We start from the raw sequence: 19,593 nt of genomic DNA, 5'->3' as shown, positions 1-19,593 counted from the left end.
GAGACCCTTGTAATGCCCGAGCAAGATCTACGTTTACAACAGCTGGAAGTCTGGCTGGATGAGCAGTTGCCGATCCTCTTCAACGCTCAGGACTGGGGCCCCGTACCCCCGGCCACATTGACCGCGGCCAGCAGCGACGCGAGTTTCAGGCGTTACTTCCGGTGGGAGGGCGGTGCCCATACGTTCGTCGTAATGGACGCGCCACCCCCCCAGGAAAACTGCAAACCTTTCGTCGATATCGCTCATTTACTGGCGAAATCAGGAATAAATGTGCCAAAAATTTATGCAGAAGACTTGCCTCGTGGCTTTCTTTTGCTCAATGACCTGGGCAGAAAAACCTATCTGGATGTGATTGACGCTGAAAATGCCGATCAATTATTTGCCGATGCCATCGATGCGCTGCTGGCTTTCCAGCAATTGCCGCTGGACGCACCATTGCCCAGCTACGACGTGGCCTTGTTGCGTCGCGAGCTTGAATTATTCCCGGAATGGTATGTGCGCCGTCACCTGGGGATCGACTTCGACGCTGAGCAACAAGCCCTCTGGCAACGCGTCAGCGAAAAATTGATCGACAGTGCCCTGGCGCAGCCCAAGGTGCTGGTGCATCGCGACTATATGCCGCGCAACCTGATGATCAGTGAGCCGAACCCCGGCGTACTGGATTTTCAAGATGCAGTCTACGGCCCGGTGACTTATGACATTACCTGCCTGTTCAAGGACGCCTTCCTCAGTTGGCCCCAGGCGCGTGTGCGTGAATGGCAACACGGCTACTGGCAGCGCGCCGGGCAGTTGGGGATCCCGGTGCAGGACGACTTCGAAGACTTTCTGCGCGCCAGCGACCTGATGGGCGTGCAGCGTCATCTCAAGGTCATCGGTATTTTTTCGCGTATTTGCCACCGTGACGGCAAACCGCGCTACCTGGCCGACGTGCCGCGTTTCTTTGCTTATATAGACGCGGTGCTCGCCGACCGACCCGAGTTGAGCGACCTGGGCGAACTGCTCGCCAGCCTGCGCCAGCCCGCCGAGGCCATTGTATGAAGGCGATGATCCTTGCGGCGGGCAAGGGCGAGCGCATGCGTCCGCTCACCCTGCATACGCCCAAGCCGCTGGTGCAAGCCGGCGGCAAGCGGTTGATCGAGTATCACCTTGAAGCTTTGGCGAAGGCCGGCTTTACCGAGATCGTGATCAACCATGCCTGGCTTGGCCAGCAGATTGAAAACTACTTGGGTGACGGCGCCCAGTTCGGGCTGCGCATCCGCTACTCGCCGGAGGGGGAGCCGCTGGAAACGGGGGGCGGGATATTCCAGGCGTTGCCGCTGCTGGGGGATGACCCCTTCCTGGTGGTCAATGGCGATATCTGGACTGACTACGATTTTACCCGCCTCGGGCAGCCGATCCAGGGCCTGGCGCACTTGGTGATGGTCGACAACCCTGAGCACCACCCGTCAGGCGGGGATTTCTACCTGGATAAAGGTCTGCTTCATGATGCCGCGCCCGGTGCCGATAACCTGACCTTCAGTGGCATTTCAGTGCTCGACCCCAAATTGTTCGCGGGTTGCAGCGCCGGTGCCTTCAAGTTGGCGCCGCTGTTGCGTGCGGCCATGGCTAAAGGTCTGGTAACGGGGGAGCACATGACGGGACGCTGGGTGGATGTCGGGACGCTGAAGCGTCTGGCGCAAGTCGAAACCTTGCTGACAGCGGAGCAGTAGGATGTTGTGGCCAGGGACGCTGATCGGCGCCGGGGCTGGCTTTGCCATTGCCAGTATTCCGGGGGCCTTGTTGGGTGCATTGCTGGGGCAGGCGCTGGATCGTCGCCTGCAACTGCACAGTTGGGCGCAGTTGCGCGAACGCCTGGGCGGGCGCTCGGCGTTGCGCAACGACGAACTGTTGTTTGTGCTGTTGGGGCGGTTGGCCAAGAGTAACGGCCGGGTTGTGGATGGGCATATCCAGCAGGCGCGTCAGGAGATGCGCGCCTTGGATATGTCCGAGCCGGCCCAGCGTCGCGCTATCAGCGCCTTCAACCGGGGCAAGTCTGGCAGCGACCGTGTGCGCAGCTACCTGCGTGTGCTCAAGGCGCAACCCCATGCGGCGGAAGGCGTGCTACGTGCCTGTTGGCGCATGGCCTGGGCGGACGGGCGGGCGGATGACGCCGAGCGCGACCTGATCGATCTGTGGGGCAAATGGCTGGGCTGGACGCCGCAACAACTCCAGGCACTGGCAACCGATTACGCGCCGCAGCGCAAGCCGCTGGCCAATCGTGGTGGAGCCTATCAGGAGGCGTTGCGGGTTCTGGGTGTGACGGCGACCACTGAGCCCTCGGTGATCAAACGCGCCTACCGTCGCCTCCTCAGCCGCCACCACCCGGACAAGATCGCCGGCACGGGCGCCAGCCCTGCACAAGTGCGTGAAGCCACCGAACGCACCCGGGAGCTGCATAACGCTTACGCGTTGATTCGCGAGCGTCGGGATTTTCGCTGAGGCTGTCGGCCTGAGAGGCCCCTCCCACATTGTTTCTGCAACAGGTTCGAAGACATGATCAGTCTGCGCCGCCCTGCGGGCTGAGCCATCCGCGAACCCGCCGATACAACTGTTCCTGCTCTGCTGCGCTATTGCCGGGCAACGCCGTGAGCGATACCTGCTTGTAACCGTCATTCTTCGAGCGCTTGGCCGCCTGGATACGCTCCTGCGCGTTTTTGCGTTCCTGGGGTGTGTCTTGATAAAACACATCCGCCGTGGGCACCTTCAAGCTCGGCGCCAGTTGTTGCAGGTCCGGTTGGCGAGCCGCCGGCGTCTTCCCGGCCACCATGATCAGCTTCTGCACCTGGGATGGCTGTTTCTCGCTCAGGTAACGTGCGGCCCACCAGGCACCGGTGCCGTGGCCGAGCAGCACCACACTGCGGGCGCTTTGGGTCTGGGCGAAGGCGACGGCGGCGTCGATGCGGTCGAAGATGCGCTTGGCGTCGGTCTTGTCCTGTTCATCCGCATCCGGCACCACCGCCGGATCAGTACCTTCGGCCTCGGCGCTGGCGGCCTGTTCGACAGGTTTGGCAGCCGTGCTGCCGTCCTTGCTGCTGGTGTCGACCGCAGCTTTTGGCGGTTCGATGACCCGTGGCGGCAAGGTGTCTACATTTACGTCCGGCAGTGACAGGCTCAAGGTGCCCCAGGCCGCATCCGGTAACTTGCGCCGCAAGGGGGCGATTGCTTGCGGCCAGTCGGCGTTCTCCCCGGCGCCCGGTACGATAATCACCACACCTTCGGCCTCTGCGCCGTTGGCGGGTTTCCAAAGGGCCAGGAACGAATCGCTACCGGCTTGCAGCTGTTGTTGTTCCGGTTGCGGAATCTGGCGCTCCAGAGCGCTGGCTTGCGACTGGCTGCGCTCGGGCAGAGGTTGGCGCTCAGCAGGTTTTTCGGCAGCGGGCGCGGGCGCGTCGGCGGCGTGAGCAGGCAGGGCGCTGGCACATAGTAGCGACAGGCACAACGTTGGCAGTGCCGAACGGTGGAGAAAAAGCATCGTTAATTTCCGGCCATAAGTGATGTGAGCAGCCTAATGGGTTGGTCAGTATTTGTCAGTGATGTGGGGCGTGGTTTTCTGCCAGCAGGTTATCGGCGATGACCATTCAACCAGTGAATGGCAGACAACACGCGATGGGCAGCTATTCTTGTGCCAGCCCATCATTCATAAGAGGCCGCGCACATGAGTACTTCCTCATTCAAGATCGCCCATAAACTGCTGACCGGCGCGGGCGCCATCGAGCAATTGGCCGCGGAACTGACCCGGCTGGATGTGGATAACCCGCTGATCGTCACCGATGCGGCCCTGGTCAAGTCTGGCACTGTGGCCCTGGCCCTCGAACAGCTGGGCGATCGTGCTTACGAAATCTTCGATCGCGTACTGCCCGACCCGGAAATCGCCATCGTTGAAGACTGCATGCGTGCGTACCGCGAAGGCGGGCATGACGGCCTCATTGGTGTGGGCGGCGGCAGTGCCATCGATATCGCCAAGAGCGTGGCGGCGTATGCCGGCTACCACGGTGCGCTGGCGGATTTGTTCGGGGTCGACCAGGTGCCGCGCAAGGGCCCGCCGCTGATCGCCATCCCGACCACGGCGGGCACCGGTTCGGAGGTGACCAATGTGGCGATCCTCTCCGACAAGGCCGCACAGCTGAAAAAAGGCATCGTCAGCGACTACCTGCTGCCGGATGTCGCGCTGATCAGCCCGCAAATGACTCTGACCTGCCCGCGCAGTGTCACCGCGGCCAGTGGTGTGGACGCCTTGGTGCATGCCATTGAGTCCTATCTGTCACTGAACGCCTCGCCGATCACCGACGCCCTGGCCATCGGCGCCATCAAGCTGATTGCCAACGCGCTGCCCAAGGCTTACGCCAACCCGGCCAACCTGCAGGCCCGTGATGACATGGCTACTGCCAGCCTCATGGCCGGCATGGCATTCGGGAATGCCGGAGTCGGTGCCGTGCATGCGCTGGCTTACCCGTTGGGCGGGCGTTTCAATATTGCCCATGGTGTGAGCAATGCGCTGTTGCTGCCGTACGTCATGCATTGGAACAAGTTGGCCTGCGTCGAACGTATGCAGGATATTGCCCAAGCCATGGGCGTGAATGTGACGGGCTTGAGTGTCAGCGAGGCTGCCGACCGCGCGGTGGAGGCTATGACGCGACTGTGCGCCGCTGTCGAGATTCCCGCAGGGCTGCGCAGTTTCGGGGTGCCCGAGGACGCCATTGCCTCCATGGCCACGGAAGCTGCGGGTATCGAGCGCCTGATGCGCAATAACCCGCGTCAGCTCAGTGCGGCCGATATCGAGAAAATCTACCGGGCGGCTTACTAACCGTTGAGTTAGGTCACGGTGCGCGCAGCAAAGCATGAGGTATACAATGCGCGCCATCGTGATTTAGCTCAAAAAAGGTGCGTCATGCAGCCCTTCGTCATTGCTCCATCGATTCTCTCCGCCGACTTCGCCCGCCTGGGTGAGGAAGTGGACAAGGTGTTGGCCGCGGGTGCCGACTTCGTGCACTTCGATGTCATGGACAACCACTACGTACCCAACCTGACCATAGGCCCGATGGTCTGCGCAGCGCTGCGCAAATACGGCATCACCGCGCCGATCGACGCCCACCTGATGGTCAGCCCCGTGGACCGCATCATCGGTGACTTCATCGAGGCCGGTGCGACCTACATTACCTTCCACCCGGAAGCCACGCTGCACGTCGACCGCACCCTGCAACTGATCCGCGAAGGCGGCTGCAAGGCGGGCCTGGTGTTCAACCCGGCCACTCCGCTGAACGTACTTGAGTACGTGATGGACAAGGTCGACATGGTGCTGCTGATGAGCGTCAACCCAGGTTTCGGCGGGCAGAAATTCATCCCGGGCACCCTGAACAAGCTGCGTGAAGCGCGAGCGCTGATCGACGCCTCAGGGCGCGATATCCGCCTGGAGATCGACGGCGGGGTCAACGTCAACAATATTCGTGAAATCGCTGCCGCCGGCGCCGATACCTTCGTGGCAGGCTCGGCGATCTTCAACGCACCGGACTACCAGGCCGTCATCGACGCGATGCGTGCCGAACTGGCGCTGACGCGTCCATGAGCGGCTTCGAGCAGCTGTTCCCCGGCAAGCTGCCACGGCTGGTGATGTTCGATCTGGACGGTACGCTGATCGACTCGGTGCCTGACCTGGCAGCGGCGGTGGACCAGATGCTGCTCAAACTGGGGCGCAAGCCGGCGGGGATCGAGTCGGTGCGCGAGTGGGTCGGCAACGGCGCGCCGATGCTGGTGCGCCGGGCCCTGGCCAACAATATCGACGCTTCGGGTGTCGATGAGGTGGAAGCCGAGCACGCTCTGGAACTGTTCAATGTCGCGTACGAAAACGGCCACGAACTCACCGTGGTCTACCCCGGCGTGCGTGACACTCTCAAATGGCTGAGCAAGCAGGGCGTGGAAATGGCCTTGATCACCAACAAGCCGGAGCGCTTTGTCGCGCCGCTGTTGGACCAGATGAAAATCGGCCGTTATTTTCGCTGGATCATCGGTGGCGATACCTTGCCGCAGAAGAAGCCTGACCCGGCCGCACTGTTCTTTGTGATGAAAATGGCGAATATCCCGGCGTCCCAGTCATTGTTTGTCGGCGATTCGCGCAGTGATGTACTGGCGGCAAAAGCTGCAGGCGTGCAATGCGTAGCCTTGAGCTACGGCTACAACCACGGGCGCCCGATTGCCGAAGAGTCGCCGGCGCTGGTGATTGATGATCTGCGCCTGCTAATCCCCGGTTGCCTGGGAGCGGGCGCTGAGATAACGTTGCCCGACATTGATCCGTCCCCTTCTGGAAACGCCATCGTGGTGGTCACTCGCAAACTCTGGATGAAAGTCATCAAGGCCCTGGCCCGCTGGCGTTGGCGCGCCTGACTGATTCTCGCCGCGCTGCGGCACGTTTGCCTACCTGACCGTTTGACCCTCAAGCCACGAGGCTCCCCCATGATCCGTGAAGAATTCCTGCGTTTGGCCGCTGCCGGCTATAACCGTATTCCCCTGGCCTGCGAAACCCTGGCCGACTTCGACACGCCGTTGTCGATTTATCTGAAGCTTGCCGATGCGCCCAACTCTTACCTGCTCGAATCGGTACAGGGCGGCGAGAAATGGGGCCGTTACTCGATCATCGGCCTGCCATGCCGCACGGTGCTGCGCGTGCACGACCATCATGTCAGCATCACCCACGATGGCGTAGAGATCGAAAGCCATGACGTTGAAGACCCGCTGGCCTTCGTCGAAGCGTTCAAGGCGCGCTACAACGTACCGACCATTGCCGGCCTGCCGCGTTTCAACGGTGGCCTGGTGGGGTATTTCGGCTATGACTGCGTGCGCTATGTCGAAAAGCGTCTTGGGAAATGTCCGAACCCAGACCCATTGGGTGTGCCGGACATATTGCTGATGGTCTCCGACGCAGTAGTGGTGTTCGACAACCTTGCCGGCAAGATGCATGCGATTGTCCTTGCCGACCCTGCTCAAGCGGATGCCTTCGAGCAAGGCCAGGCCAGTCTGCAGGCGCTGCTGGAAAAACTCCGCCAGCCGATCACCCCGCGTCGCGGCCTTGACCTGAGCCGCCCACCTGCGGCCGACCCGGTGTTTCGCTCCAGCTTTACGCAGGATGACTACGAGCGCGCAGTCGATACCATCAAGCAATACATCCTCGCCGGTGACTGCATGCAAGTGGTGCCGTCACAACGCATGTCCATCGACTTCAAGGCCGCGCCGATCGACCTGTACCGTGCGCTGCGGTGCTTCAACCCGACGCCGTATATGTACTTCTTCAACTTTGGCGACTTCCACGTGGTGGGCAGCTCGCCGGAAGTGCTGGTGCGCGTCGAAGATAACCTGATCACCGTACGCCCGATTGCCGGCACACGCCCACGTGGCGCAACCGAAGAGGCAGACCTGGCGCTGGAAGAAGACCTGCTCAGCGATGACAAGGAAATCGCCGAGCACCTGATGCTGATCGACCTGGGGCGCAATGACACCGGGCGTGTTTCAGAAATCGGTTCGGTGAAGTTGACCGAGAAGATGGTCATCGAGCGCTACTCCAACGTGATGCACATCGTGTCCAACGTGACTGGCGAACTGAAGGCCGGGCTGACGGCGATGGATGCACTGCGCGCGATTTTGCCGGCGGGCACCTTGTCGGGCGCACCGAAAATCCGTGCGATGGAAATCATCGACGAACTGGAGCCGGTCAAGCGTGGCGTGTATGGCGGTGCCGTCGGTTACTTCGCCTGGAACGGCAATATGGACACTGCGATCGCGATCCGCACCGCGGTGATCAAGGATGGCGAACTGCATGTACAGGCCGGTGGCGGGATTGTGGCGGACTCGGTGCCGGCCCTTGAGTGGGAAGAAACCTTGAACAAGCGCCGGGCGATGTTTCGTGCTGTGGCGCTGGCAGAGCAAACCCCACAAGACTAAAGCTGGAATAAAAAGTGTGGGAGCGGGCTTGCCCGCGATGGCGGTGTATCAGTCGAGATATTCAGTGACTGATCCACCGCCATCGCAGGCAAGCCAGCTCCCACATTTGTTTTGCGTGGTATTTAGAAATCCAGACTCACCCCCACATTGACCCCTTGCTGGGTCAGGTTGTCATCCTTCCTCACGTTATATGCCGCCCGCAACGCCAGCTCCTGAGTCAGTTTGTGGCTGACCCCAAGGCTCAAACGGTCAGAGTTGCTGCGAGGCGTGTAGCCGTCCAGCTTGAAGTCGATCCCCTGAACACTGTTGAGCGAAATGTTCACCTTCTGGGTGTCATTTTCGAACTCATGCTCGTGGGCCACTTCGCCAAATACCTGGGTTTGCGGGGTGATGCGGTAGCTACCTTGCAGGCCGACGCCCAGGCGCCTGGAGTCGCGTTGTTGGTCATCAAAGGTCAGTGCGGTGGAGCGACTGTTTTTCTCCGAGTAGCCATTCACTTCGACGCGTGCGTAATCGGCGCTGACGAAGGGTGACAGGTGCCAATCGCTACCCGGTGCAGCAAGGTCGTAACCCAAGCGAGCGCTCAAGGCCCAGAGCCAACCGTCGGTGTCGCCTTTCTCGGACGCTTCGTTGACGCCCAGGGCGAACTTGCGTTTGAGGCTGTCGAAGTCCAGCTTGCCACCCGTTAACGCGGCGTCGGCCCACCATTGATTGTGCTGATATTGCGCGAATGCCGTGCCCATGTAGCTGTTGAGCTTGTAGTCCGAGTCGCTGGCCCCGGCTTCGAGTGTCTGCCGGTACAGGCCGGCTGCAACGCCCACACGCCAATTGTCATCAAGCCGGTAGCTGCCACCGATATTCAGGTTATAGCCGCTGCCGTCACCACTGGCTGAACTGCTCTGATCATCGAAGTCCAGGCGCTGACCGCCGCCGGCCACGATTGCGCGCCATTGGCCGACGGCTTGCCAGTGGCCGTTGTCTGCTTGCCATTGGTTGCGTAGTTCGTCCTGATGGGCGCGCAACGTGCCTTGGGCCATTTCCGGCAGCAAGGTCAGCTCCCAGGGCGCTGCGAGCAGCGAGTAAGCATAGTCGGCGATCAGCTGTTGCCCGGCTACGGTGGGGTGGACCGAGTCGTTATAGACCAGCTTGGTCGGGTCCGGGTTGGTACCGCCGATGCCATAGACCGGGTTGGCGGTGCAGCTGTTGCCGCTGAAGCAGGTGGCGGTCAGGTTTTGCCCGGTTGCGAGGCCGAAGCGCGCAGGATCGGCGAAGGCTTCGTTCAATAGCAGCGGGATGTTCAGTGGAATAACCTGGGCATCGATTTGCGACAGGCGCTGTACCAGCGATTGGTTGAAAATATTGCTCAGGGCAGAGGTCGCGGCCTGCTGTGGGGTGCCGTTGATGGCGGGCGTCAGCCCCAGGTCGGGCAGCATCCACACCATGATGTAACGCGCACCGGCTTGCTGCAGCACTTGGGCGCTGTCGGCCAGTCTCCCACCTGCGGCGACTGCTTGCGCGGGGCTGAGCACGCGGCCTTGAAGGAAGTCATTGCCACCACCGGAGAGGAAGTAGAGCGCGTTCGGGTCGGCTCGTCCGCCGTTAGCCGGTAGATAGCCCTGGCGACTGCGCAACACTGTACCACCGCCAGGATTTCCGGGTGGGATCGCGGCGTTGGAGACCGAGGTAATAGAGTCCAGGATGTTATCGGTGCGGTAGCCACCGACCGCCCAGTTGCTTCCATCTGGCAAGCCTTGGGCCGCCCGAACCGGTGAGGTGGAGGCATTCAAGTCGTTGGGGGCCACACCCAGTTTGGTGCCCAACAGGGTTGATGAAACCAGGCCGTACTCACCCTGGAAGTTTGGACCTGTCCGGTTGGTAAAACGTAGTGTCGAGCCATTCGAACCATCGGGGAACTGGCCTGCATCGGCCAGGCTGTCGCCGAAAACCACCATGGCTGAATAAGGTGACGGGGCGGCAAAGGCTTGGGTGCAGGCCAGTGCCAAGAGGCAGCCGGCAAGGGGTGTGAAAAACGCTGGTTTGAGCATGAGAATTCCATTTGGTTGTTTTTATGCAGGAAACGAAACACTAGCAAAACTTCCGGCATTTTCTTTAGAGATATGCGGAATGCGTCTACGCAGGCCCCCGTATTTGCTGCTCCATATTGCACCGCTGGCGAGGCTACGTTACTGTGCCTGAACGTATGAATGAGACCCTCCCCGTGTTGATCATCAGCAAACTCTTGATGCGAGTAGTCAAGGCACACGCCCGTTGGCGTTGGCGCGCCTGACATTTTTCTCTGCCGGCCTGGCCGGACCTGTACCGATCTGCCTTCTTCACCCTGTGTCTGACGCCCCTTGCCGGCCAACCCCGGCAACCGGAACGTGCGTTTGGCAGCGGGTTACCCTTCTGGAAGGCGGTCATTTGAAATCAGTGAATTCAAGAGGTTTGAACCCACATGTTGCTGATGATTGATAACTACGATTCCTTTACCTACAACGTTGTGCAGTACCTGGGCGAGCTGGGTGCGGATGTCAAGGTGGTGCGCAATGATGAGCTGACCGTTGCGCAAATCGCCGCCCTGAACCCTGAGCGCATTGTGGTTTCGCCTGGCCCTTGCACGCCGACCGAGGCGGGTATCTCGCTGGAAGCCATCCAGTATTTCGCCGGCAAGCTGCCGATCCTGGGCGTGTGCCTGGGTCACCAGTCCATTGGTCAGGCGTTTGGCGGCGATGTGGTGCGTGCGCGTCAGGTGATGCATGGCAAGACCAGCCCGGTGTTTCATAAGGACCTTGGTGTATTCCAAGGCCTGAACATGCCGGTGACGGTGACCCGTTACCACTCGCTGGTGGTCAAGCGTGACACCTTGCCTGAATGCCTGGAGCTGACCGCCTGGACCCAGTTGGAAGACGGTTCGGTCGACGAGATCATGGGCCTGCGTCACAAGACACTGAACATCGAAGGGGTGCAGTTTCACCCTGAATCAATCCTGACCGAGCAGGGCTACGAGCTGTTCGCCAACTTTCTCAAGCAGAGCGGCGGCACGCGCTAAGGACTTTTCATGGATATCAAGACTGCCCTGAGCCGTATCGTCGGCCATCTGGACCTGAGCACCGCTGAAATGAGCGATGTGATGCGCGAAATCATGACCGGTCAATGCACCGACGCGCAGATCGGCGCCTTTATGATGGCAATGCGCATGAAGAGCGAGAGCATCGACGAAATCGTCGGCGCGGTCTCGGTGATGCGCGAGCTGGCGGACAAGGTTGAGCTCAAGACCCTCGACGGCGTCGTCGATGTGGTCGGCACCGGCGGTGACGGTGCGAATATTTTCAACGTATCGACAGCGTCATCCTTCGTGGTGGCCGCCGCTGGTTGCACCGTTGCCAAGCACGGTAACCGCGCGGTGTCCGGCAAGAGCGGCAGTGCCGACTTGCTGGAAGCGGCCGGCATCTATCTGAACCTCACGCCTGTGCAAGTCGCGCGCTGTATCGACAGCGTTGGCATCGGCTTCATGTTTGCCCAATCTCATCACGGCGCCATGAAACACGCGGCCGGCCCGCGCAAGGACCTTGGCCTGCGTACCCTGTTCAACATGCTTGGCCCGCTTACGAATCCGGCCGGTGTGAAGCATCAGGTGGTGGGAGTGTTCAGCCAGGCGTTGTGCCGGCCGCTGGCCGAAGTCTTGCAGCGCTTGGGCAGCAAGCATGTGCTGGTAGTGCATTCCAAAGACGGCCTGGACGAGTTCAGCCTGGCGGCGCCGACCTTTGTTGCAGAGCTGAAAAACGACGAGGTCATCGAATACTGGGTCGAGCCTGAAGACTTGGGCATGAAAAGCCAGAGTTTGCACGGTCTGGCAGTGGAGAGCCCGGCAGCTTCGCTGGAACTGATTCGCGATGCCCTGGGGCGTCGCAAAACCGAAAACGGTCAGAAAGCTGCGGAAATGATCGTTCTGAATGCTGGCGCGGCACTTTACGCAGCCGACCATGCCTATAGTCTTAAGGAAGGTGTCGCGTTGGCCCACGATGCGCTGCACACCGGTCTGGCTCGAGAGAAGCTCGAAGAGCTGGGTGCATTCACTGCCGTATTCAAGATGGAGAATGAGGGATGAGTGTGCCAACCGTTCTGGAAAAGATCCTGGCCCGCAAGGCCGAGGAAGTGGCCGAACGCCGCGCCCGTGTGAGCCTGGCTGAGCTTGAGGCGCAGGCTAAAACTGCTGATGCGCCGCGTGGCTTTGCCAATGCTCTGATCGCCCAGGCCAAGCTCAAGCAACCGGCAGTGATCGCCGAGGTCAAGAAAGCCTCGCCGAGCAAAGGCGTGATCCGCGAAAACTTCGTACCAGCTGAAATCGCCGTCAGCTATGAGAAGGGCGGGGCGACTTGTCTGTCTGTGTTGACCGATATCGACTACTTCCAGGGTTGCGACCTATTCCTGCAACAAGCTCGCGCGGCGTGCAAGTTGCCGGTGATCCGCAAGGATTTCATGGTTGACCCGTACCAGATCGTCGAAGCCCGTGCTCTGGGCGCCGACTGCGTATTGCTGATCGTCTCGGCGCTGGATGACGTGAAGATGGCGGAGTTGGCGGCCGTGGCCAAAAGTGTCGGCCTGGATGTGTTGGTTGAGGTGCATGACGGCGATGAGCTGGAGCGCGCATTGAAAACCCTCGACACCCCGCTGGTGGGGGTCAACAACCGTAACCTGCATACCTTTGAAGTCAGCCTGGAAAATACCCTGGATTTGTTGCCGCGTATTCCTCGCGACCGCCTGGTGATTACCGAGAGTGGCATCGTCAACCGTGCCGATGTGGAACTGATGGAAATCAGCGGCGTTTACTCATTCCTGGTGGGCGAGACATTTATGCGCGCCGAGAACCCGGGAGCAGAACTGCAGCGCCTGTTCTTTCCGGAGCGCGGTACGACGATCAGCAGTTCGACATTGGATTGATGTGAAATACGCTCGAAACTGTGGGAGCTGGCTTGCCTGCGATAGCGGCGGGTCAGCCAACCTCTGTGTAGCTGACACACCGCTATCGCAGGCAAGCCAGCTCCCATATTGGGTTTTGTGTTTATTCAGATAGGTAAGTGTTCGATGCTCCAGCCCGTGATCATGACTGTCGAAGCAGGCCTTGCCGCCGAGCAAGCCCTATTGGCAGCCGTTTGCGAGCATGAGCAGGAATTCGGGCTGCTGTTCTGGCAGCCCAGCGACCAAGCGCTGGTCATGCCGCGCCGTTTGAGCCGGCTGCCTGCCTTCGCGGCGGCGAGCCAAGTCTCGGCCGGTGCGGGTTGGCCGGTATTGCTGCGTGAAACCGGCGGTGAGCCTGTGCCGCAGTCCGGCGCCACGGTCAATATCGCCCTGGTCTATGCCCCGCCCCGTAGCGAAGGCGACCAAGGGCGCATCGAGACGGGTTATCAGCGCTTGTGCCAACCGATCTGTGATCTATTGATTGAATTGGGCGGCGATGCATCTGTCGGCGAAATTGACGGTGCCTTTTGCGACGGTCGTTACAACGTCAATCTCAATGGTCGCAAAATGGTGGGCACGGCCCAGCGTTGGCGACAAAGCGGTGGCCGCCCGGTCGGGTTGGTGCATGGGGCGATGTTGCTGGAGAATGATCGTGAGGAGTTGATTGCGGCGGTCAACCGCTTCAATCAAGCCTGTGGCTTGGAGCAGCGGGTTCGCGCCGAGAGCCATATCGCGCTGCACGAAGCCTTTCCGGCACCGGATGCGATCACTCGGCTCGATACCTTGTACCGTCAGATGCTGGCCAGCTTCCTGCCGGTTTAACGGGTGCCGAATACCACCATCGTCTTGCCTTTGACGTGTACCAGGTTGCGCTCTTCCAAGTCCTTGAGCACGCGGCCGACCATCTCCCTCGAACAGCCGACAATGCGCCCGATCTCCTGGCGGGTGATCTTGATTTGCATGCCGTCGGGATGGGTCATGGCATCGGGTTGCTTGCACAACTCCAACAGGCAACGCGCCACACGACCGGTCACATCGAAGAACGCCAGGTCGCCGACTTTGCGCGTAGTGTCGCGCAGGCGCTGGGCGATCTGGCCGCTCAGGGCGTACAAGATATCCGGATCTTGCTGGGCCAATTCGCGAAATTTCGCATAGCTGATCTCGGCCACTTCGCACTCGACTTTGGTTCGGACCCAGGCGCTACGCTCCTGTTCTTTGCCTGCTTGTTCAAACAACCCCAGCTCTCCGAAGAAATCGCCGGTGTTGAGGTAGGCAATGATCATTTCGCGACCGTCTTCATCTTCGATCAGGATGGTGACTGAGCCCTTGATAATGAAGAACAGGGTTTCCGAGCGCTCGCCGGCGCAGATGATGTTGTGCTTGGCCGGATGACGCCGACGCTGACAATGCATCAACAGCTTGTCGAGGTTCTTGATCTTGGGTGTGGGAGTAAGAGCAACCATGGTTGTATCCCGAAAAGACTGCACGGTGTAAGTGGCGTTGTTTTTATCCAGCTGCATCGGCATTGATGCCGGCTGTAAGAATCATGGCAATGCGCCATTGATTTGGCGCCAGCTTACCAGACACATTCTGCCTCGATTAGCCAATTTACCGGCAAACGCAGTCATTTATCGATTTTATCCGGGGCGCTGCTGTTTCAAGGGCCTGTGCTAAGCTGGCGACCCTTTTTTAGCAGTGGAGTCTGGGCGATGAAGGCACGCATCCAATGGGCGGGCGAAGCCATGTTCCTCGGTGAGTCGGGCAGTGGCCATGTGGTGGTCATGGACGGTCCGCCGGAAGCCGGTGGCCGTAACCTGGGTGTACGCCCGATGGAAATGTTGCTGCTGGGTGTTGGCGGTTGCAGCAATTTTGATGTGGTCAGCATCTTGAAGAAGTCCCGCCAGGCAGTGGAAAGCTGCGAAGCCTTCCTGGAAGCCGAGCGCGCCACTGAAGACCCCAAGGTATTTACCAAGATCCATATGCATTTCGTGGTCAAGGGCCGGGCGTTGAAGGAAGCCCAGGTCAAGCGTGCCATCGAGCTGTCGGCCGAGAAGTATTGCTCGGCGTCGATCATGCTGGGGGCCGCGGGTGTGGCCATCACTCACGATTATGAAATCATCGAGTTGGGCTGATTGCGGCAATTGGCAAAAAAAAGGGCGCTTCGAGCGCCCTTTTTTGGGTTTAGATCCTGTAGGTGCTTTTGGTCATGACCTTGGCTAAAACGCTCATGCCGAAGCGCACCGGTGCTGGAAAGCGGAAACCGCCTGCGTCCAGCGCGCTATCTGCATGGTGTTCTTCATCGATGCGCATCTGCTCAAGGATGGCGCGGGATTTTTCATCTTCGGCCGGCAGTTGCTCAAGATGCTCATCCAGATGCTTGCACACCTGATGTTCTGTCGCGGCGACAAATCCGAGGCTGACTTTGTCGCTGATCAAACCAGCGGCGGCGCCGATACCAAATGACAAACCGTAAAACAGCGGGTTCAGCACGCTGGGGTGGCTGCCCAATTGGCGGATACGTTGTTCGCACCAGGCCAGGTGGTCGATCTCTTCCTCGGCCGCATGCTCCATCGCTGCACGTACCTGCGGCAATTTGGCAGTCAACGCCTGGCCTTGATACAGCGCCTGGGCACACACTTCGCCGGTGTGGTTGATGCGCATCAGGCCGGCGACATGGCGGGTGTCCGTTTCGCTCATCTGGGCATCGGGCTGTACGATGGCCGGTGACGGGCGGTACGGTTGGCCACTGAATGGCAACAGCGTGCGCATGGCCATATCGGCTTGCAGCAGCAGACGGTCAATCGGCGAGTAGTGACGTTGGGTAGTCATGCTGACCTCCGGGAAGAATCTCGGCGGCCAGTTTACCGCAAGAGAGGACGAAGCGTTTGCGCTGAGTCAATTTGACCCTGGGCACTCAACCCGGCGGCCAGTTCATCTGACGTTGACCCAGCACGTGCATATGGATGTGGTAGACAGTCTGCCCACCGTCTTCATTGCAGTTCATCACCACACGAAAGCCTTTTTCGCAGCCCTGTTCCACGGCCAGGCGCTGGGCGGTGAACAAAATATGGCCGGCCAGGGCTTTGTCTTCCTCGGTCAAGTCATTGAGGGTACGAATCGGCTTTTTCGGAATAACCAGAAAATGCACCGGCGCCTGTGGGGCGATATCGTGGAAGGCGAGGACTTGATCATCTTCATAGATAATCCTGGCGGGTATTTCTCGGTTGATGATCTTGGTGAACAGAGTATCCACAGCTGTTTCTCCAGGGTGAAAGTCTAGGTAAGTGTAATCAGGCGGTTAGCGTGGGCAATAGGCTTTATTGATGGCGCCGGCAATCTTGCGGGTCAGCCAGCGTGGACTGAAACGTGGGCTGAATGCCAGCCAGCGGTTGCGGCGCCCGGGAATGATGATGGCTTTGTTCTTTTCCAGCGCGCGTACGGTGTAGAGCGCGACTTCCTCCGGGCTCATTAGCTGCTGGCTGCGGTCGAGTTTTGCGGTGTCCATCTGCGCAGTGCCGAAGAACGCGGTGCGCGTAGGGCCGGGGCACAGCACTGAAACCTTGATGCCGCAGGTCTTCAGTTCTTCGCGCAAGCCCTCAGAGAAGTGCAATACATAAGCTTTGCTGGCGTAGTAGCTGCTCATCCACGGGCCTGGCTGAAAGGCGGCGATCGAAGCGACATTGAGTATCTGCCCGCCGCCTTGCAGCGCCATGGAGTTGCCGAGGGCATGGCACATACGGGTTAGCGCCAGGATGTTGACTTCGATCAGGTCTTGCTCGGTCATCCAGTCCTGGGCCAAAAATGGCCCGCTGGTGCCGATGCCTGCGCAGTTGACCAGCAGGTCGATCTGCCGCTCGCCTTCTTCGAGTTCCAGCAAAAAACCGGACAAACGCAGCGGCTCGCCCAAGTCGCAGGCACGAAACAACACCTCGACACCGAAGCGTTGGGTCAGTTCGATGGCAATGCTTTCCAACTGATCACGTTGACGGGCCACGAGAATCAGGCTGCGGCCGCGTCGAGCCAGCGCTTCGGCCAAAGCCAGGCCGATGCCGCTGGAGGCGCCGGTGATCAGAGCGTAACGGGTCATGCCTTTCTCCATCGCAACGTCGCCTGCCTGTGACAGTGGCGTCACAGGCAGGCGGGCGTTTCTTCACTGTTGCGTAGAGTCTACAGGTTCGGCTGCGTCGTCAGCACTTTGCTCTGCGGCCTCATCAGTGATGACGCTTTGATCGGCGCCTTCATCGGAGGTCATTGAGCTGCTTTCGTAGCTGCTGTCCATGTTGGCTTCAAGTTGATCCAGGTAGCCGTTCATGCCCAGGGTCAGGCCGATGATGAGCATCAATGGAATAAACGCCAGCCACAGCGAGGCCAGGATTTTCACCGCAGTAGAATTCGGTGGTGGCGGTGCGCCGTATTGGTTGGCACCCGCGTTCCCCGGCAATACCAGCAACAGGATAGGGAACACGCTATTGACCACTGGAACCAGGTTCAGCAAGTACAGCCAGCCAGACCAGCCCATATCGTGCAAGCGTTGCACACCGATTTGCACGCTCACGACTACCAGAGCAACAAACAGTGCGAAACCCAGTAGCGAGCCGAGGATGATGGCTATGGTTGGCGAGGCTGTCGCCACTGCGAAGCCGACGGTACTGATGATGCCTGCGGCTACCAGCAACGCGACGGTCAGCGCCAGTGTCCAGGCCAGATAACGCAGGCGCCCGATGCGCCCGTGGATGGTGAAGACCTTGAGTGTGGCGAACTCCGGCAAGTCATCGCCAACCGCTGCGCGTGGCGGGGCATAAGGCGAAGCTTCGGAGCGGGAAAAGTCGGAGCCAGGGGAGCTCGTCTCGTGGGTTTCAGCGAGGCTGAACGCCACGGGCTGTTCGGCTTCGATGCGTGCGTCGACCCCGGCGTTTTTCAATGCCGTCAGGTAGGTTTCGGCATCGGGGCGGGAAAGATCGCGTTTGAGCGCGACCGGGCGGCCGGTAAAGAGTTTTTCGATCGCCTCGACATCGCTCTTGAACAGCTCGGCGAGGTTCAGCTTGGCGGTGGTGCTTTCGACACCCGGAAGCAAGGCTCCGTCAAACACAATCTTGAAACGGTTGTCGCTCATGCGGGCATCCTTGTCACTTAATAATCAGGGAGGGTGTGCAGGCCCGTCCAATCGGCGGGCCGTGCAGTAGGTCAGCGTGGCCAGCGCAGTTGCGCGGCATGCTCGCGTGCTTTGCGGTATTCGGCATCCAGGCGGGCGACGAGTTCATCGACGCTGGGTAAATCATCGATTTCACCGACGCCCTGGCCCGCTGACCATACAGTTTTCCACGCTTTGGCCTCATCACTCAATGGTTTGAGCTTGGAACCGAAATTGACTTCACCTTTGCCTTGCAGCGCGGCGAGGTCGAAACCGGCATTTTCCAGGCTCTGGCGCATAAAGCTCGCAGGTACGCCGGAAACTGCCGGAGTGTGCACGATGTCGGCGGCGCGCGACGTGAGCAGCATCTCTTTATAGGCATCTGGCGCGTGGCTTTCGGTAGTACCGATAAAGCGCGTGCCGAAATACGCCAAGTCGGCGCCCAGCAACTGGGCGGCGAGAATTTCGTGGCCGTGGTTGAGGCAACCGGCCAGCAGCAGGGTTTTATCAAAGAACTGGCGAATCTCGGCAATCAGAGCGAAGGGGCTCCAGGTGCCAGCGTGGCCACCGGCACCCGCGGCTACGGCAATCAGGCCATCGACGCCCGCCTCAGCGGCTTTCTCGGCATGTCGCCGGGTGGTGACGTCATGAAACACCAGGCCGCCGTAGCTGTGGACGGCATCGACCAGTTCCTTTACCGCGCCGAGGCTGGTGATGACGATGGGTACCTTGTGCTCTACGCAGATTGCCAGGTCTGCTTCCAACCGTGGGTTGCTGTTGTGCACGATCAGGTTCACAGCATAGGGAGCAGGGTTGTCCAACTGGGCCAAGCCCGCTTCGATTTCTTCCAGCCAGGCCCTGAAACCACTGCTTTCACGCTGGTTGAGCGCCGGGAAGCTGCCAACCACGCCATTACGACAGCAGGCCAGGACCAGTTGCGGATTGGAAATCAGAAACATCGGCGCCACCACGACGGGTAGGCGCAGATGTTGTTCCAGTAAAGCGGGCAGCGACATTGGAAGTTCCCCCGAGTAATTGAAACTAGAACGGTTTGACCACGACCAAAATTACGATAGCCAGCAATATCAGAACCGGTACTTCATTGAACCAGCGATAAAAGACATGGCTGCGGGTGTTTTCGCCACGGGCGAAGCGTTTTACCTGCGCTCCACACATATGGTGGTAGCCGATCAGCAGAACGACCAGGGTCAGTTTGGCGTGCATCCACGCGCCTGACTGGAAAATGCCGGGGTTGAGCGCCAGCATCCAGATACCGAAGACCAGTGTGGCAATCATCGCCGGTCCCATGATGCCGCGGTACAGTTTGCGCTCCATAACGCTGAAGCGCTCCTTGCTGACGCTGTCTTCGCTTTGGGCGTGGTAGACGAACAGGCGCGGCAGGTAGAACAGCCCGGCAAACCAGCAGACGATGCTGACGATGTGGAAGGCTTTGACCCATAGATAGAGCATTTTGGTTATTCCCAGGTTCACGGTAGCGAAGATAGTAGTGGCTCATGCGCCCGTACGTCACGTTG

21 protein-coding genes are annotated in these 19,593 nt (G+C 59.9%); 12 read left to right on the top strand and 9 right to left on the bottom strand.

Annotated elements, in window-relative coordinates; translation table 11 throughout:
- Positions 1-12 precede the first annotated feature (12 nt).
- The 3 genes from LJX92_RS24260 to LJX92_RS24250 are packed head-to-tail and all read left to right on the top strand — an operon-like array spanning position 13 to position 2,478.
- Complete coding sequence (locus LJX92_RS24260) at positions 13-1,038, top strand: aminoglycoside phosphotransferase family protein (protein ID WP_228309041.1); 1,026 nt, start codon at positions 13-15, stop codon at positions 1,036-1,038.
- On the top strand, positions 1,035-1,709 hold the full coding sequence (murU, locus tag LJX92_RS24255; RefSeq protein ID WP_148854053.1) for an N-acetylmuramate alpha-1-phosphate uridylyltransferase MurU: 675 nt from the start codon (positions 1,035-1,037) through the stop codon (positions 1,707-1,709). The genes LJX92_RS24260 and murU overlap by 4 nt, the downstream gene beginning before the upstream one ends.
- Position 1,710: 1 nt before the next feature.
- Complete coding sequence (locus tag LJX92_RS24250; protein WP_228309040.1) at positions 1,711-2,478, top strand: TerB family tellurite resistance protein; 768 nt, start codon at positions 1,711-1,713, stop codon at positions 2,476-2,478.
- Between the two features lie 58 nt (positions 2,479-2,536).
- On the opposite strand, the gene LJX92_RS24245 is transcribed toward LJX92_RS24250, so the two are convergent.
- Positions 2,537-3,511 (bottom strand): alpha/beta hydrolase family protein, encoded by a 975-nt coding sequence (locus tag LJX92_RS24245; protein WP_032879192.1) that lies wholly within the window; start codon positions 3,509-3,511, stop codon positions 2,537-2,539.
- 183 nt (positions 3,512-3,694) lie between these two features.
- Between LJX92_RS24245 and LJX92_RS24240 the strand changes: the two genes are divergently transcribed.
- The 4 genes from LJX92_RS24240 to trpE all read left to right on the top strand — a co-directional run bounded on the left by LJX92_RS24240 (position 3,695) and on the right by trpE (position 7,968).
- Positions 3,695-4,843 (top strand): iron-containing alcohol dehydrogenase, encoded by a 1,149-nt coding sequence (locus tag LJX92_RS24240; protein ID WP_005792033.1) that lies wholly within the window; start codon positions 3,695-3,697, stop codon positions 4,841-4,843.
- A gap of 84 nt (positions 4,844-4,927) precedes the next feature.
- The gene (gene rpe, locus LJX92_RS24235) at positions 4,928-5,602 is read left to right on the top strand and encodes a ribulose-phosphate 3-epimerase (protein WP_228309039.1); all 675 of its coding nucleotides are present in this window, start codon (positions 4,928-4,930) and stop codon (positions 5,600-5,602) included.
- Positions 5,599-6,417 (top strand): phosphoglycolate phosphatase, encoded by an 819-nt coding sequence (locus LJX92_RS24230; protein ID WP_005792030.1) that lies wholly within the window; start codon positions 5,599-5,601, stop codon positions 6,415-6,417. Before rpe ends, LJX92_RS24230 begins: the two co-directional genes overlap by 4 nt.
- Positions 6,418-6,486: 69 nt before the next feature.
- Positions 6,487-7,968, top strand: a complete 1,482-nt coding sequence (gene trpE, locus LJX92_RS24225; RefSeq protein ID WP_005792028.1) for an anthranilate synthase component I — start codon at positions 6,487-6,489, stop codon at positions 7,966-7,968.
- A gap of 122 nt (positions 7,969-8,090) precedes the next feature.
- Here trpE and estP read toward each other — a convergent pair whose 3' ends face one another.
- Positions 8,091-10,013: an esterase EstP gene (gene estP / locus LJX92_RS24220; RefSeq protein WP_032879196.1), complete on the bottom strand. Its 1,923-nt coding sequence runs from the start codon at positions 10,011-10,013 to the stop codon at positions 8,091-8,093.
- A 410-nt stretch (positions 10,014-10,423) separates the two neighbouring features.
- Here estP and LJX92_RS24215 point away from each other — a divergent pair, with 410 nt between their 5' ends.
- From LJX92_RS24215 to LJX92_RS24200, 4 genes are all read left to right on the top strand, one after another.
- Positions 10,424-11,017 carry an aminodeoxychorismate/anthranilate synthase component II gene (locus LJX92_RS24215; protein ID WP_032879198.1) on the top strand — a complete coding sequence of 198 codons (594 nt, stop codon included), beginning with the start codon at positions 10,424-10,426 and terminating at the stop codon, positions 11,015-11,017.
- Positions 11,018-11,026: 9 nt separating this feature from the next.
- Positions 11,027-12,076 carry an anthranilate phosphoribosyltransferase gene (trpD, locus tag LJX92_RS24210; RefSeq protein ID WP_032879199.1) on the top strand — a complete coding sequence of 350 codons (1,050 nt, stop codon included), beginning with the start codon at positions 11,027-11,029 and terminating at the stop codon, positions 12,074-12,076.
- Positions 12,073-12,909, top strand: a complete 837-nt coding sequence (gene trpC, locus LJX92_RS24205) for an indole-3-glycerol phosphate synthase TrpC (protein WP_032879200.1) — start codon at positions 12,073-12,075, stop codon at positions 12,907-12,909. The genes trpD and trpC overlap by 4 nt, the downstream gene beginning before the upstream one ends.
- Before the next feature lie 144 nt (positions 12,910-13,053).
- On the top strand, positions 13,054-13,749 hold the full coding sequence (locus tag LJX92_RS24200; protein ID WP_228309038.1) for a lipoyl protein ligase domain-containing protein: 696 nt from the start codon (positions 13,054-13,056) through the stop codon (positions 13,747-13,749).
- On the opposite strand, the gene crp is transcribed toward LJX92_RS24200, so the two are convergent.
- Complete coding sequence (gene crp, locus LJX92_RS24195) at positions 13,746-14,390, bottom strand: cAMP-activated global transcriptional regulator CRP (protein WP_103735280.1); 645 nt, start codon at positions 14,388-14,390, stop codon at positions 13,746-13,748. The two genes, LJX92_RS24200 and crp, sit on opposite strands and share 4 nt — an antisense overlap.
- A gap of 246 nt (positions 14,391-14,636) precedes the next feature.
- On the opposite strand from crp, the gene LJX92_RS24190 reads away from it, so the two are divergent.
- On the top strand, positions 14,637-15,059 hold the full coding sequence (locus tag LJX92_RS24190; protein WP_005792019.1) for an OsmC family protein: 423 nt from the start codon (positions 14,637-14,639) through the stop codon (positions 15,057-15,059).
- Positions 15,060-15,108: 49 nt separating this feature from the next.
- Here LJX92_RS24190 and coq7 read toward each other — a convergent pair whose 3' ends face one another.
- The 6 genes from coq7 to hemJ all read right to left on the bottom strand — a co-directional run bounded on the left by coq7 (position 15,109) and on the right by hemJ (position 19,528).
- The gene (coq7, locus tag LJX92_RS24185) at positions 15,109-15,756 is read right to left on the bottom strand and encodes a 2-polyprenyl-3-methyl-6-methoxy-1,4-benzoquinone monooxygenase (protein WP_005792017.1); all 648 of its coding nucleotides are present in this window, start codon (positions 15,754-15,756) and stop codon (positions 15,109-15,111) included.
- An 85-nt stretch (positions 15,757-15,841) separates the two neighbouring features.
- Positions 15,842-16,180 carry a histidine triad nucleotide-binding protein gene (locus tag LJX92_RS24180; protein ID WP_032879203.1) on the bottom strand — a complete coding sequence of 113 codons (339 nt, stop codon included), beginning with the start codon at positions 16,178-16,180 and terminating at the stop codon, positions 15,842-15,844.
- 45 nt (positions 16,181-16,225) lie between these two features.
- On the bottom strand, positions 16,226-17,014 hold the full coding sequence (locus LJX92_RS24175; protein WP_032879204.1) for an SDR family NAD(P)-dependent oxidoreductase: 789 nt from the start codon (positions 17,012-17,014) through the stop codon (positions 16,226-16,228).
- Positions 17,015-17,077: 63 nt separating this feature from the next.
- Complete coding sequence (locus LJX92_RS24170) at positions 17,078-18,040, bottom strand: DUF805 domain-containing protein (RefSeq protein ID WP_032879205.1); 963 nt, start codon at positions 18,038-18,040, stop codon at positions 17,078-17,080.
- Positions 18,041-18,111: 71 nt separating this feature from the next.
- Positions 18,112-19,074, bottom strand: a complete 963-nt coding sequence (locus tag LJX92_RS24165) for an NAD(P)H-dependent flavin oxidoreductase (RefSeq protein ID WP_005792009.1) — start codon at positions 19,072-19,074, stop codon at positions 18,112-18,114.
- A gap of 25 nt (positions 19,075-19,099) precedes the next feature.
- Positions 19,100-19,528: a protoporphyrinogen oxidase HemJ gene (gene hemJ / locus LJX92_RS24160; protein ID WP_005792007.1), complete on the bottom strand. Its 429-nt coding sequence runs from the start codon at positions 19,526-19,528 to the stop codon at positions 19,100-19,102.
- Between the last annotated feature and the right edge of the window lie 65 nt (positions 19,529-19,593).

The organism is Pseudomonas sp. HN8-3, assembly GCF_020790195.1.
Taxonomy (GTDB): domain Bacteria; phylum Pseudomonadota; class Gammaproteobacteria; order Pseudomonadales; family Pseudomonadaceae; genus Aquipseudomonas; species Aquipseudomonas synxantha_A.
This window is presented reverse-complemented; position numbering and strand designations above follow the sequence as displayed.